The following is a 13610-nucleotide window of genomic DNA, read 5'->3' as shown; positions in this document are numbered from 1 at the left end:
TCCTGAACGAAGGGCGCAGCCGCCCAGTTGCGCGACGAAGGGAAGGACCCCCTGCGACGTCTGCTCTCCCTGCGCGCTTCAGGAGTACTCTCCGAAAAGCCATCGGCGCCTGTCATCCGGGCAACGCGGATCGTGTCTCTACCGCTTCCCGCCCTCCCATGCCAGGTAGGCGTGGCACGGCTGTCCGCCCGGCGGGCAGAACTCAAAGGTTCCATACATGGTCTTGTCGCGCAGTTCGTAGGTCAGCCGGAACTGCGGCGCGCCCGCTGCGGCTTCCGAGAGGAACACCGCCTTATTCGGCTGCGGCACCGTCACCGCGTAGTGGATGACGTGGCCTTCATTGTCGAAGTAGATCGCCTTCAGCGCCTTGTCTTCTTCGTAGAGGTAGAGCAGGTCGGAGTGGTTGCAGTCGAAGTCCTGCGGCCCGCTGCACTTTGCGCCCGAATCCGTGTGGCGCGCCATCACATGCTGCTTCAGTTCCAGGGTGAAGCTGTAGCTGCCGGTGACGGCGGCATTCGCGCTGCCACCCTTGGTCTGCGCCGTCCAGGAGCCGGCGAGAAAGCGCACTCCGTCCCACGGAGACGCTTCGGCCTTCGCGGCCGGGGCCGTCTGGGCAATCAATGGCAATGTGTTCAGCAGTGCGGCAAGGAAGAGAATGCAACGGATCATCCGCGGATTCTAGCACGCGGCTCTGTCGTTACAGCTCCATCTCCAGCCCCTCGTGGGCTGCGCGCACCTTCGGGTAATAATCGCTGGCGCATTTCACAATGCGGTCCACTTTCTCGTCGTCGCTGTCCGGGTCGTGGTGGTAGAGCACCAGTTCGCGCGCACCCGACTGCATGGCGATGTTCACTGCTTCGCGCCAGTGGCTGTGTCCCCAGCCGCGCCGCTTGGCCTCGTAGTCCTCGGGCAGGTATTGCGCGTCGTAAATCAGAATGTCGGCGCCTTCGGCCAGTTCGCGCACGTTCTTGTCGAACACTGCGTGGCCCGGCTCGTTGTCCGTGGCGTAAACCAGCACGCCCTCGGGCGTCTCAAAGCGGAAGCCGAGGCAGCCCTGCGGGTGGTTCAGCCACATCGTGCGGATCTTGCATTGGTCGAACTCCAACTGGCCTTCTTCGAGCGCGAAGAAGCTGCGGTTGGCCGTCATCTCGGACATATCCACGGGGAAGTACGGGTCTGCCATCTGGTCTTCCAGTGCGCGCTGCAACCCGCGTCCACGCGAATTTGAGTGGAAGAAGAAATGGCTGTCGGGGTTTTCGTAGAGCGGCGTAAAGAACGGGATGCCCTGAATGTGGTCCCAGTGGAAGTGCGAGAGAAAAACGTGCGCGTAAATCGGCTTCTCGCCGTATTCGGCCGAGAGCGCCTTGCCCAGGTTGCGGAACCCGGTGCCGCAGTCAAGGATGTAAAGCTGCCCGCCCAGCCGCAGCTCTACGCAGGAAGTGTTGCCGCCGTAGCGCATGTTCTCCGGCTGCGGCGTTGGCGTCGATCCTCGTACACCCCAGAACTTGATCTTCATCAGAACACTCGAATCGTGTCGGTTTGCTACGGCTCTCTTCAAAACGCACAGCACTCCTGCCGCGCATGGAGCCGAAAGCGCACAGATCTCCTCGGGGAGTAGGAGTCCGGTGATTATACGTCACCTTGGGGGCGGTTTCGAGTCTCCCCCACTGAACGAAAATGCTATGGGCCTAGGTCACCGGTTTTCATTGCAGAACGGTTACTTCCGACGTATTCCAAAACCGGAACCATCGTACACAGATTGATTCCGCGTCTTGACAGTCCCCGCCGCCAGCCTCAAAGTTCTAAAACTGGGTGGACCTATACGTTATGGATGCATTGAATCAAATGCCCGTCACTCCCGCACCGCCGGAAGAGAAGCGTGCCCTGCGCCGCTTTACCCTGCAGTTGCCCATCGTCGTCCGCGGCGAGCACACCAACACCCTGTTCGGTGAGACCGAAGACGTCAGCTCCCAGGGCGTTCGCTTCGTCATCGACAAGGAAATTGAGCCGGGCTCCACCATCGACTTCATCCTGACCCTTCCGCCCGAGATGACCATGACCGAGGCCATCCGCGTGCGCTGCCAAGCCAAGGTTCTCCGCATTGGCGACGCCGAAGAGGAAGGGAAGAAGGCCATCGCCGCCCAGATCAGCCGCTACGAGTTCGTTCTGCCCAACGAGTAGCCGCCTGCTTCTCACATTTGCTCGCGATTCATCGCACGATCCGTCCGGAATGTGTTTGAATGGTGCGCGTGAAGCAGCTTGCCTGCATCGTCAAATCCCTGTGCCTTCCGGCCCTGCTCGGTGCGTTCTCGTGCGTTGCGCTGGCGCAGGACCCTGCCGATATCGGTGAGGTCTACGCCGCCGACGCCAGCGTGCGCGGCTCCGTGGTCTTTGCCGGCGGCGGAACCCGCGTCATGAGCGGCTCGCAGGTCTCGGCCGGCACCAGTCCGGCACGCCTGCAACTGGCGCGCGGAGGATCGCTTCGCATCTGCCCCAAGACGGTGGTCTCCGTTGTCAGCGGCCCCAAGAAGGAGTTCCTCTTCGGCATGAACTCCGGCGCCGTGGAACTGCATTTCGCCAGCGGTGCTGTGACCGACGCGTTGGTCACCCCCGATTTCCGCCTGCAACTGACCGGTCCCGGCGAGTTCGACTTTGCCGTGCGCGTGGAGCAGGATGGCACCACCTGTATTCGCTCGCTCAAGAACAATGCCGCCGGCATCATCGTCATGGAATTGCTCGGCGCGGGTTTTTATCAGGTCACGCCCGGACGCGCCATACTCTTCCGCAAGGGCAGCATCAAGGATGCGGTGCCTCCCGAGGGTGTCTGCGGTTGCTCGGCCGATGAGGTTCCTCTGCCGCCTGCCTCTGCCGAAGGCGTTGCCGCCGATGGCTCGGCCCCGGACGGCCTGCATGTGGAGGCCGAAGCGCCGCTTACCTACCACGGCGCTGCCGAGGAGCCTGAACCAGCCGCGCAGATCATCCGGCTGAGCGCGCGGTCTGATAACACCGGTCTTTTCAAGTCGATACAGCCGAGCGGTAAGCCCGTTGAGCAGCCCCGGGCGAACTTCTTCCAGCGCCTTGGCCGTGCCTTGCGAAAGATCTTCGGCGGCCACTAGAGCCGTTTCCGGCGTTTTTTCCTCGGGTGGTAGTCAACTTGGCAATCACAAAATCTTGCAAGTGATTGTAAAATCTGCCATTGTAGCGATTCATGGAGTCTGGTTCGGGGTTGCAGGTGCAACCTCGAGAGGGAGAACGGGCAATGACCAAAGCCGACTTGATCGAAGAAGTCTCTCGCCTGGCGGAGTTGACCCGCAAGGATAGCGAAGTGATTGTCGAAACCATTTTTGATAGCGTGGTTCGCTCACTGCGCGCCGGAGACAAGATTGAAATTCGCGGGTTCGGCAGCTTCCGCACGCGTCAACGCAAGGCGCGCGTGGGCCGCAACCCCAAGACCGGCGACCGCGTCGAGGTTCCGCCGAAGAAGATCCCGTTCTTCAAGCCCAGCAAGGAATTGAAGGACCTGGTGAACGACTACGTGGAACCGGCAGCGCCGGCACCGGCTCCCGCCGAGGCCGTTCCGCCAACCAACTCGTAAGTCCGACCTTTGCGCGGGCGGAGCCGCTCCGCCCGCCGCACATCGAGGCCACCTCCTATGGCCGAGTATTCTTCGGAAGAACGCAGGCAATTGCTTGCCTTGGCGCGTCAGTCCATCATCGCCCGCCTCTCCGGGCGTTCCTTCTCCGAGCCTGTCCCCTCCGAACATCTTGATCAACCGCGCGGCGCTTTCTGCACTCTGCACAAGCAGGGACAACTGCGCGGCTGCATCGGCTACGTGGAGCCGCTCTATCCGCTTTGGCGCACGGTGCAGGAGACCGCTGTGGAGGCTGCGCTGCATGACCCGCGCTTCTCGCCCGTGGAGTTGCCGGAGATGGATGAGATCACCATCGAGCTGAGCGTGATGTCGTTGCTCAAGCCCATCAAGCCCGCCGACGTCAAGGTGGGTGTGCACGGGCTGCTCATCTCGCGCGGCTTCTATCGCGGACTGCTGCTGCCGCAGGTGGCTACCGAGTGGGGCTTCGACCGTGAGACCTTCCTCGGCGAAACCTGCCGCAAGGCCGGCCTGCCGCCCGACGCCTGGCGCCACGGCGCTTCCATCGAGGCATTCACCGCCGAGGTCTTCGGCGAGAACGAGTAGCATCAAATCCTGGCACCGGGCATCTAAATAAAACAGAAGCGGCAGGCTTGTGTATCCTGTTGTGTCTTTTGCCGTCTTTGCGCTTCTGCCGGATGTTTGGATGTTGCCAACGTCCGCCGCCATTGCATGAGACGTCTCACTTCCATCGCGCTCTTGCTGGTCTTCTGCTGGCTCATGTCCGTGCCCATGGTTGGCGCGGCGGGCGGCGGAGAACACGGCGGATGCCACTGCAAGCAGTGCGGCAAGAACTGTGCGTGCTGTCGGCGGCATTCCTCCAACAGCGGAGCGCCGGGCTTTGCCACCGTCTCCAAGCGGTGTTCATGCCCCGCCGGCATGACGACTGTTGCTCACTCTTCCGAGTTCGCGCAGGATGAAAAGCGCGGAGTCGATGAGCTTCTTCCTCAGATTGCCGTTGTTTCCTCCTTCGGTCCTCGCACCCTCCGTGTAACCGGCACCGAGACGGCATATTTCCGCGGTCCTCCTCCGGTCCTTTTCTAGCCACACGTACATTTTTTCTGCGTAGCCGTTTTGTTTCTGGCGGCTGCGTGTGCTCGCGCGTGTTCGCAACCCGGAAAAGGCCCGATACCTATGAGAAACGCATTCATCGCCGTCTTGTTGGCGGCTCTCTGTCTGCTTGTGCAGACCTCTCCTGCCTCGGCACAGCAAGCCTTGGCTCCTCCTTCATCGTCTTCGCAACAGGGAGCCGTCACCGGTGTCCTCAAGGACCCCAGCGGCGCCGTGCTGGCCTCAACCTCCGTGGAGCTTCTCAATCTGGCCACCGGGAAGCATTCCACCCAGCGAACCGATCCGCAGGGGCGCTTTCATTTTGCCCAGCTTGCGCCCGGCCGTTATGAGCTGACGGCGCAGGCCCGCGGGTTTGCTCAGGCCGCACCGGTGAAGGTTACCGTCGAGGCGGGCCGGGAAGTGAGTGCCAACCTCACGCTTCGCCTTGCTGCGGCGCACACCACCGTGCAGGTTGATGGCAATCGTGGCGATTCGCTTGCCACGCCCCCTATAGCCGCTTCTGCCGCCGAACGCAGTCAGGCGCGGAACAGTGCCGAGCTGCTTTCAGAGACCCCGGGCGTCAGTCTGCGCGGCAATGGTGAGTTGGCCTCGGCTCCCATGCTGCACGGGTTCGGAGACGAGCGCGCGAAGGTTGTTGTCGATGGCGTGACTGTTGGCAACTCCTGCCCGAACCATATGAATCCGCCGCTTTCCTATGTGGCTCCGGCTCAGGTCGCGCAGGTCAGCGTCATGGCCGGCATCACGCCGGTCAGCCTTGGCGGAGACAGCATCGGAGGCACTGTCGTCGTTGATTCCCGCCTGCCTGCCTTCGCTGAACGCGGCCAGGTGCGTGAGGAAGGCAACGTCACCACCTTCTACCGCTCCAATGGCGACGGGTACGGCGGCTCGGCCAGCGAGTGGGTCGCCGGAAACATCTTCGGCTTCGGCTATACCGGCAACTGGGCCACCACAGACAACTACACAGACGGCGCGGGACACAAGGTTACCTCCACTTATTCGCAAACCACCGAGCACACTTTGACCTTGGCGGCGCAGCATCGCGGCAACCTGTTCGTGCTCCAGGCGGGTTTGCGGCATACGCCTTACGAGGGCTTTGCCAACGCTCAGATGGACATGGTGCGCAACTACGCCGAAACCCTCAACCTGCGCTACCGTCGCTCCATCGGCAATGGCACGCTTGAAGCCCGCGTTTATTGGCAGAACAGCTTCCATGAAATGAACATCGGCCACGACAAGTCAACCTTCCCCATGCCCATGAACATGCCGATGAATACGCATGGCCGCGATCTTGGCTACGCCGTTCGTTACGAGCTGCCGTTGAGTGCGCAGCACGTCCTGCGCGTGGGGAATGAACTGCATCGGTTCGCCCTCGACGACCGCTGGCCGCCGGTCGCCGGCACCGAGCCTCACATGGCCCCGAACACCTTCGTGAATATCAATGGCGGACATCGCCTGCGCCTTGGCAGTTACGTCGAACTCGACAGCCGCTGGTCTCCGAAGTGGACTACGCTGCTCGGGGTACGCAATGACACGGTTTGGAGCAACGCCGGACAGGTGCAGGGCTACTCGATGATGTACGCCACTGATGCCGTGGCCTTCAACTCCGTGCACCGCGCCAAGGTGGACGCAAACATTGACCTGACCGCGCAGGCGCGCTACGACGCCAACCGCTCCACCAGCCTTGAATTCGGCTATGCCCGCAAGAGCCGCGCGCCGAACCTCTACGAGCGCTACTCCTGGTCCACGAACTGGATGGCCAGCGGCATGATTGGCTGGTTTGGCGATGGCAACTATTACGTTGGCAACATCGACCTAAAGCCCGAAGTCGCCCACACCGTGAGCGGTACGCTGGCCTTGCGAGGCTCCGGCGCACACGCCTGGGAGATGAAGCTGACGCCGTATTTCACTTACGTCGAGGATTACATCGATGTGAACACGCTGGCCACGACCATGTACGGCATGAGCACCTTTGCCAAGCTGCGGTTTGCCAACCACGACGCGCGCCTGTTCGGCGGGGATCTCTCCGGCAAGCTGGCACTCTGGGATGGCGCGGCCGGGCGGGGAACCCTCGAAGCCGTTGGCAACTGGGTGCACGGTTCCCGCACGGATACCGGTAAGGGGCTTTACCAGATGATGCCGTTGAACCTGAAGATCAACCTCGACGAACAGTTCCGTGCGCTGACTGCGGGCTTGGGCGTTGAAGCTGTGGACCGCAAGTCCCGGCTCGACCCCCATCGTTTGGAGCAGGCCACGGCGGGTTATGCCTTGTTCAATCTGCACGCTGGTTATCGCCGCGGACCGGTCGAGGGCAGCTTCCGCGTCGACAATTTGCTGAACCGCGCTTACGCTCTTCCACTCGGCGGAGTTAATTTTGATGACTTCATGGCCTCCATGTGGATGGGGCAGGTCAAACCGCTTACGGGGCGTGGCCGCTCTGCGTCGCTCAGCCTCAATTATCGCTTCTGATCGCCATTGCATGCCACAACCAGCGAAGGCCGCCTCCCCGGGCGGCCTTTTCAATTCCCATTTCGTCTGTCATTCAGAACACAGCGAAGGCCCTCTCTATCGCATCCTTCGCGGAGGAAGAATTCTCAAGATGTGACGCTGATGCCAGCATGAAGGAAATGCTTGGCAAAACTCCAAGTCTAGAAAACGGGGAGCCTCGGTGACCTACAAAGGAGCGGTCAGTCGCGCTCTGCGCACAGGAACTTCACTTCGTCATCAGCTATTGAGTGAAGGATAGATCAGGTACTGATTGCTAATGTTGGGCCTGTGCACTGGCCCTCGCCTCTGCTTCGATAATTTCGTCGGATTTCTCGACGAGTGTTTTGATGTTCCCCACATTCGCTAGGAGTTTTTGCCAGGTTAAATCCCCAATTAAATCGTGTTGACTGTGCGCTAGGCAGTTTCGCAAATCCTCTACACCACCAAGAAAATTCTTGGCCATTGCCTCGTCGCCTAAGCCTAAGTTTGTTCGCAAGTCTTCCACCCTCACCACCAGGTCGCGAATGTCACAAATCTGAAGGCAATCCAAGAGCGAGATGTCCGTGTTGTGCTTTTGGCGCAGTCGCAGAAGTCTCTTGGCAGATTCAACTCTCCTTCCGGCTAGGGCTCCCATCCATGATTCGCCATCGTAGGATCGTCGCACCCAAAAGCGAAGGTGCATTTCAAGCAAAGACACGAGTCCAAATAAGTAAACCCGAACTGGTGGCTTGTTGAGGTCCGCGCGCGTAATGATGCCTTTTATTCCCGAACCAGCCACTACAAAGACGTGAGGCCTTGTCCCCAAGATCGCGAGGATTTCTTCGATAGTGGTTGAGTCTGAGATCAAGTCCTCGGTAGGAATCTGGGTCACATATTGTTGAATTACTCCGCCGGCGAGTCGTTCTCGTCGCACGAAGCCAATTACTGGGCCGTCATGCTTTTCTCTTACCCCTGCAACATCAAAGCCTTGATCTTCCAATAAACACTTCATTTCTTCTGCAGGCGCGTTCATTTGGCAGCATTGAATAGGTTCGAAGATCGCGGCCGCCTGAATTCCACCTGCTACTGCCGTGCGTAGCTCTGACAATCGCGTGCCGGTCCTGCGATAACCTGTGATTGGAGATGTCCAGAGTTCGTATCCCATTGGTCCTCCGTCGGGAAGCAATATAGCGCAGAGAGACACCGGGAGTGGCACAACCTGTTTGGCGTCGGGCGGGCCGAATCGTCCTTCGCCGGTAAATGCAGAAGCCGCGCATGGTGCGCGGCTTCAGTAGTCTTGCGGAGAATCTTTAGCGTGGCGCGGCTATCTCGGCTCCAGGTCCACTTCGTCGCCGAGCTGGATGAGGTCGTCGGAGCGCACGATCAGGGCGGTGGCGCTGTCGGGTGTTACCTTCAGCACAATGGCCTCACCCACGCCGCGCGCCGGCATCTTTTCCAGGTCATGGTTGCTGGTGGCGGCCGGGTCCTTCTGCGTGTCCTCGCCCACCTCGGCCTTCAGCGAAATGCGATCAATCTCCGGCATGTTCTTGGCCGCATAGTTGCGGACGATGCGCAGGTAGTCGCCCGGTTCCACACCGGCGTTGGCCCCGAGGTTCACGTAGACGATGCTCTCGGTGCCAAGCATGGTGTCAAAGCCCTTGGAGAGCAGAATGCTGCCATGTTTCTCCGCGCGCGGCACGCCGTACTTCTTGAACTCATGCGAGGCGCGATAGTACAGCTCCGGCTCCGGTTCGTAAGGAACCAGGAAGTCTCCGGCCACGATCGATTCGCAGGTGGAGATTACTTTGGCGGCAATACCCTGATCCGTATTGGTCACCCGCACAATGCCGATCTCCTGGTACAGGGCGCCCAGCTTCTTGGTTTCCTTCAGCTGTTCGCCAAAGTTGGTCTGCCGATTGCTGTCCTTCATCTCGCGCAGCACCTGATACTTTTTGCCAACCTCAACCTGGCCCCCGGCAAGGAATACGTCCTGGCCGAGGTCAAAACGCGAGGCGTTCGGAGACTCAGCGCCGCCAATCACATGCAGGCTCTTGGAGATGCTGGCATGGGTGATGAAGCCGGAGCACTGCATCTGCGTGCGGCTGGGGCGGTTGGAGGCGGCGGCATAATACTCACGGTTCGTCCGGGGCGATTGCGCGTACAGTGCCCCGCTGGCGAGCAAGAAAACAATTAAAAGCTTCTTCATTCAGCCTCCTCGTTACCACTCGGTAAACAGACTGCGGCACCTACCCCGCGCCGGTACTGCCGAAACGTAACAAACCGAAGCCCCCCGGTCAAGGTATCCAAGGTCCAGCTAAGTTACTGACTGGATACATTTTCGGGATTGTCCCTCGGTTTCTTTACACGCGACAGTTGCAACTCTGGTGAGGCACTTGTACCATTCCCCCGAAGATGAACGCACCGAACGTCAATTTTGCCGCCCGTACTCTGCGCCTGCGTATGCCCCGGGTCTGTGTTGCTGTTGCCAGCCCCGATGCCAACGCCATGGTGGAGCGCGCCGAAGCCTTGGCGCGCGAGGCCTCCCTGCTTGAGTTCCGCCTCGACTATCTCGCCAACCCATTGGCTGGGTTGCAGAAGATCAAGCGCCTGCTCGACTACCGGCCCGACATCATTGCCATAGCCACCTGCCGGCGCGTGGTCGCCGGCGGACGCTTCAAAGGCTCCGTCGCCAGCGAGTTGGAAGTCTTGAAGAAGGCCGCCGAGATTGGCTTCCAGGCCATCGACCTTGAACTGGAGACCGCTGAGACGCTCAAGCCTGAGGCTTTCGAGCAGCTCAAGGACCTGGCCGCCATCATCGTCTCGCACCATGACTTCAAGTCGACCAAGCATCTCGACGAGACGTTTGAACGCATGAAGGCCTATCCGGCTGACTTCTACAAGGTCGTCGGCACCGCCACCTGTCTTTATGACAACGTGGTGATGATGAAGTTCCTGCAGCGCACCAGCGAGAACTACGCCATGGTCGGCCTCTGCATGGGCGAGCAGGGCCTTATCAGCCGCGTGCTCTCCGTGCGCGCCGGCAGCGTCTTCACCTTTGCCTCCACCGGCGCGGGCGAAGAGACTGCTCCCGGCCAGATTCAGTTCCGCGAGATGCGTGACCTCTACCGCATCGAGCAGGTTGATGCCGTTACCAAGGTTTACGGCGTGGTCGGCGACCCGATTTCGCACTCCATGTCGCCGCTCATCATGAATTCGGCCTTCCGCCGCGAGAACGTCAACGCCGTCTACTTGGCGCTGCACGCCAAAAAGCTCAGCGACATGCTTGGCTGCCTCAAGGACATTCCTCTCTCGGGCGCTTCGGTCACCATGCCCTACAAGCAGGAGATCCTCGAGCACCTGGACAACACGGACATTCAGACGCAGCAGTCCGGCGCCTGCAACACCGTGGTCCGCGGACACGACGGCCGCCTCTTCGGCTTCAACACCGATGTCTACGGTCTGGTGGCGGCCTTGGAAGCGCGCGTGGCGCTGAGTGGCGCCAAGGTTCTGGTGCTTGGTGCTGGCGGCGCGGCCCGCGCTGCTGTCTTTGGCTGCAAGTCGCGCGGGGCGGAGGTCTTCCTCAGCAACCGCACGCCGGCCACCGGTCAGGCGCTGGCCCGCAAGGCGGAGGCCACCTGGGTCAAGCGGTCGGACCTCGCCAAGTCGCAGTTCGATGTCATCATCAACGCCACGCCGGTCGGCATGGGCGCCAACAAGCAGTCTCCGCTGGAAGAGAAGGAGCTGAACGCTCGCCTGGTCTACGATCTGGTCTATAACCCGGTGGAGACCAAGCTGCTGAAGATGGCCCGCGCCAAGGGCCTGGCCACCATCAGCGGTGTGGAAATGTTTGTGCAGCAGGCCGCACGCCAGTTTGAGATTTGGACCGGCAAGCCCGCGCCCATCGAAGGCATGCGCCAGGTGGTGATGCGCCAGCTTGGCGTGCGTTCCGCCTCCGAACTGGCGGCCGAACGCATGGCCGCCGCCGAACGTGCCGCCGAAGAGGCCGAGCAGAAGGCTGCCGAGGAAGCTCCCGAGCCGGAAGCCGAGGAAGCCCACGTCGAGCCTAAGCCAGTGTCGAAACCGGCGTCGAAGGCAGCACCGAAGCATGCCAAGGCTGTGCCCGCGCCCGTCAAGGCTCCGGCGAAGAAAGAAGCCAAGCCCGAGGCGAAGACCACGAAGAGCAACGGCAGCAAGCCGAAGGCCGCCGTCAAGGCCGTGGCAGCCAAGTCCAAGCCAGCGCCAAAGCCTGCCGCGAAGTCTGCGGCCAAGCCGGCAAAGAACGGCTCCAAGCCTGCGGGCAAGCCGAAGCCGGCCGCGGCGAAAAAGCCCGCCAAGCCCGCCAAGAAGGCGGCGAAGAAGTAGCTGCTTGTTTCACCGGAAACAGTCGAGTTTCACCCAGGCCGCCGAATCCTTCGGCGGCCTTTTCGTCTTCGCCAGCGTCAACGAGTGATTCTTCGCAAGAGTCGCCCCGAAGCCCGCACCGTAGCTTGCAACGAGCTTTGCGTAGAAGCCATGCACAGAGGTCTTCCGCCGGAGTTTCATCCTAAGTCTGCTTGCCCTGCATAAGTCAGGTCACTCGTTTTGAGCAAGTGAGTTCCTGAAGAATTCATTCGCGGTCCGCGTCCTGACCTCGTACTCTTTGTGTGAGCGTTCGGAGTCTGCATATTTGCGAATCGCATGTGAGTATGGAACACGCGCGTGAAGTCAGATATGGAGTTAAAAGAACTGGAGGGGCGCAGCATGAAAATTATGGAAAGCTTGGTTCAGGCCACTAGTGCCGCTGACCTGCCCCCATTCTCCGCACGGTGAGTTTACAACTTAACTGACCGCCACTTCTTGAAAGGCCCACCCCGTGCACCCCAGCGACTCGAACAGCCTCACAAACCTCTCGGACACGTAAATTGGTCGCAAATACTCACGGGTGCGTATTATATCGACCTGTCGTATCTTCTCTCGTCTGAGAACCACGTGAGCCACGCCGGAGATCAATCCTCTCCGTTCAAGGATGAAGTAATCGGTAGGAAATCTCTCGACCGCAGACTCTTGCAGATCCATTGCCAGCGGGGTATTCAAAATGTTAGCAATCGCAAATTCTCCTGCATCCGCCCCATCTGCGTGTAAAACCTTAATAGGAAGATACTGTATTCCCGCTATCGAATTTTCTTCCAAATGTGAACGGAGACGCCTGGAAAAAATGGGGAGTCCTAAATGATTTTGCAAAGCATCATCCGGTACTCCATCGCATGATCTATCAGCACTTTGTATAAATGCACCTACCATCCAGCTCTGAACAGGTTTACCAGCCCAGAGATCGTCGCTTTCAATGCCCATTAGCATGTGCCGTTCAGACACGTATGCGTTCTCGAACGGACTACAGCAGCTGATGACCCAATACCATTTCATTTCCATCGTAGTATCTCAGGAGCTTTTTCAATTCTTGCTCTGATCTCGCCAAGGGCGTGAACCAAAGCCTGTTGCGCTCTTTCACCAGATAAGCCCTGAACTGCATTATTGAGTTTATCAAGAACCATCTGATGATATGCTGACGGGTGCGATGTGCGGTGAAGCACATTGCTTATAGGTATCTCATTTGCGCTGTTCCCGAGTGTCATACCTGCCAGGTGCCTCAGGTTCGCGCCCGTAGTTGGCGCTAACCTGGGATGAGATTGCCGGATGGCCTCAATCTGTCGTACCCCCAACTCTGGGCAGTTGCGGAGAGAGGCAAAGTGCCCCACACTTACGGCGTACGACTCTAACTGGATTGGGCATTGAAACGCATGTTCTCGATTGAATTCACGGACGAACCGCTGGAATACCTCTTCGATGACGTAACCATTCCCTCTGCTCCGGGCCGACTCATGCTGGGAAATTGCATGGAAGAATTCGTGGCCAATGTGTCCGTCTGGAGCAAAGCGGACTACGAGGCTCACTGGCTACGCGAATTGAAGGCGCTTTGTGAAGGAAGACCAAAGGTCGCATTGATTGTCGACTATGATGACCCAAAATGCATGCCCAATTGGGAAATCTGGCGCGCCTATCGCGAAGATGAGTGGGTTTATTTCCAGAACCAATTGCTGTTTCTTGGCAATCTCCCACAGAATTTCGATGTTCTCAATTTGGACAACCTAATTAGTGATCGAATAATCATCAATTCGGATGGAAACCGTATTTCAGAATGGCCCGTATCGGTCCGGGATATTGAGTACTTTCTCCACCGCCGGGGTTCCATCTAGCGACTGATCCATTGAGTGGGTCATGGTTGGCACGGCTCTCCTCGGAAGCGGGGTGCCCCAGGTTCGCGCCCGTAGTCGGCGCTAACCTGGGATGAGATTGCCGGTGCCCCAGAGTTGGCGCATCCCCTCCTCCGGACTGAAGTGATAGGGTGTGCGGGCGTTCGTTTGCCTGTGTGTTCCATTCTGCTCAACTG

General features: G+C 59.6%; 13 protein-coding genes. 7 read left to right on the top strand and 6 right to left on the bottom strand.

Going from position 1 to position 13610, the window contains the following annotated elements:
- Positions 1 to 138: 138 nt before the first annotated feature.
- Together AC6IZO_RS09510 and AC6IZO_RS09505 are read right to left on the bottom strand one after the other, a co-directional pair.
- Entirely contained in the window at positions 139 to 669 is a 531-nt protein-coding gene (locus tag AC6IZO_RS09510; RefSeq protein WP_497804558.1) for a hypothetical protein, read from the bottom strand.
- Between the two features lie 28 nt (positions 670 to 697).
- Positions 698 to 1516 carry an MBL fold metallo-hydrolase gene (locus tag AC6IZO_RS09505; protein ID WP_497804557.1) on the bottom strand — a complete coding sequence of 273 codons (819 nt, stop codon included), beginning with the start codon at positions 1514 to 1516 and terminating at the stop codon, positions 698 to 700.
- Between the two features lie 329 nt (positions 1517 to 1845).
- On the opposite strand from AC6IZO_RS09505, the gene AC6IZO_RS09500 reads away from it, so the two are divergent.
- From AC6IZO_RS09500 to AC6IZO_RS09480, 5 genes are all read left to right on the top strand, one after another.
- Positions 1846 to 2181 carry a PilZ domain-containing protein gene (locus tag AC6IZO_RS09500; protein ID WP_497804556.1) on the top strand — a complete coding sequence of 112 codons (336 nt, stop codon included), beginning with the start codon at positions 1846 to 1848 and terminating at the stop codon, positions 2179 to 2181.
- 68 nt (positions 2182 to 2249) lie between these two features.
- Positions 2250 to 3116, top strand: coding sequence for a hypothetical protein (locus AC6IZO_RS09495; RefSeq protein WP_497804555.1), 867 nt, complete (start codon positions 2250 to 2252; stop codon positions 3114 to 3116).
- A gap of 143 nt (positions 3117 to 3259) precedes the next feature.
- Positions 3260 to 3595, top strand: a complete 336-nt coding sequence (locus AC6IZO_RS09490; protein WP_497804554.1) for an HU family DNA-binding protein — start codon at positions 3260 to 3262, stop codon at positions 3593 to 3595.
- Positions 3596 to 3652: 57 nt separating this feature from the next.
- A complete protein-coding gene (amrA, locus tag AC6IZO_RS09485) occupies positions 3653 to 4195 on the top strand; it encodes an AmmeMemoRadiSam system protein A (protein ID WP_497804553.1) in 543 nt (180 codons plus the stop codon).
- Between the two features lie 588 nt (positions 4196 to 4783).
- Positions 4784 to 7186 (top strand): TonB-dependent receptor, encoded by a 2403-nt coding sequence (locus AC6IZO_RS09480; protein WP_497804552.1) that lies wholly within the window; start codon positions 4784 to 4786, stop codon positions 7184 to 7186.
- A 292-nt stretch (positions 7187 to 7478) separates the two neighbouring features.
- On the opposite strand, the gene AC6IZO_RS09475 is transcribed toward AC6IZO_RS09480, so the two are convergent.
- Complete coding sequence (locus AC6IZO_RS09475; RefSeq protein WP_497804551.1) at positions 7479 to 8348, bottom strand: CBS domain-containing protein; 870 nt, start codon at positions 8346 to 8348, stop codon at positions 7479 to 7481.
- Between the two features lie 159 nt (positions 8349 to 8507).
- Positions 8508 to 9389, bottom strand: coding sequence for a hypothetical protein (locus AC6IZO_RS09470; RefSeq protein WP_497804550.1), 882 nt, complete (start codon positions 9387 to 9389; stop codon positions 8508 to 8510).
- Between the two features lie 206 nt (positions 9390 to 9595).
- On the opposite strand from AC6IZO_RS09470, the gene aroE reads away from it, so the two are divergent.
- Positions 9596 to 11545: a shikimate dehydrogenase gene (gene aroE, locus AC6IZO_RS09465; RefSeq protein WP_497804549.1), complete on the top strand. Its 1950-nt coding sequence runs from the start codon at positions 9596 to 9598 to the stop codon at positions 11543 to 11545.
- Positions 11546 to 12001: 456 nt separating this feature from the next.
- On the opposite strand, the gene AC6IZO_RS09460 is transcribed toward aroE, so the two are convergent.
- Entirely contained in the window at positions 12002 to 12520 is a 519-nt protein-coding gene (locus tag AC6IZO_RS09460; RefSeq protein WP_497804548.1) for an imm11 family protein, read from the bottom strand.
- A 62-nt stretch (positions 12521 to 12582) separates the two neighbouring features.
- Complete coding sequence (locus tag AC6IZO_RS09455; RefSeq protein ID WP_497804547.1) at positions 12583 to 12918, bottom strand: AHH domain-containing protein; 336 nt, start codon at positions 12916 to 12918, stop codon at positions 12583 to 12585.
- 42 nt (positions 12919 to 12960) lie between these two features.
- Here AC6IZO_RS09455 and AC6IZO_RS09450 point away from each other — a divergent pair, with 42 nt between their 5' ends.
- A complete protein-coding gene (locus AC6IZO_RS09450; RefSeq protein ID WP_497809936.1) occupies positions 12961 to 13416 on the top strand; it encodes a hypothetical protein in 456 nt (151 codons plus the stop codon).
- The last annotated feature ends 194 nt before the right edge of the window (positions 13417 to 13610 follow it).

This window comes from Oryzophilus luti (genome assembly GCF_059726245.1).
This window is presented reverse-complemented; position numbering and strand designations above follow the sequence as displayed.

Coding starts and splice junctions, on each gene's coding strand:
- AC6IZO_RS09510 (WP_497804558.1), bottom strand. CDS start 669: ATGATCCGTTGCATTCTCTTCCTTGCCGCACTGCTGAACACATTGCCA.
- AC6IZO_RS09500 (WP_497804556.1), top strand. CDS start 1,846: ATGCCCGTCACTCCCGCACCGCCGGAAGAGAAGCGTGCCCTGCGCCGC.
- AC6IZO_RS09505 (WP_497804557.1), bottom strand. CDS start 1,516: ATGAAGATCAAGTTCTGGGGTGTACGAGGATCGACGCCAACGCCGCAG.
- aroE (WP_497804549.1), top strand. CDS start 9,596: ATGAACGCACCGAACGTCAATTTTGCCGCCCGTACTCTGCGCCTGCGT.
- AC6IZO_RS09475 (WP_497804551.1), bottom strand. CDS start 8,348: ATGGGATACGAACTCTGGACATCTCCAATCACAGGTTATCGCAGGACC.
- AC6IZO_RS09450 (WP_497809936.1), top strand. CDS start 12,961: ATGTTCTCGATTGAATTCACGGACGAACCGCTGGAATACCTCTTCGAT.
- amrA (WP_497804553.1), top strand. CDS start 3,653: ATGGCCGAGTATTCTTCGGAAGAACGCAGGCAATTGCTTGCCTTGGCG.
- AC6IZO_RS09490 (WP_497804554.1), top strand. CDS start 3,260: ATGACCAAAGCCGACTTGATCGAAGAAGTCTCTCGCCTGGCGGAGTTG.
- AC6IZO_RS09480 (WP_497804552.1), top strand. CDS start 4,784: ATGAGAAACGCATTCATCGCCGTCTTGTTGGCGGCTCTCTGTCTGCTT.
- AC6IZO_RS09470 (WP_497804550.1), bottom strand. CDS start 9,389: ATGAAGAAGCTTTTAATTGTTTTCTTGCTCGCCAGCGGGGCACTGTAC.
- AC6IZO_RS09460 (WP_497804548.1), bottom strand. CDS start 12,520: ATGCTAATGGGCATTGAAAGCGACGATCTCTGGGCTGGTAAACCTGTT.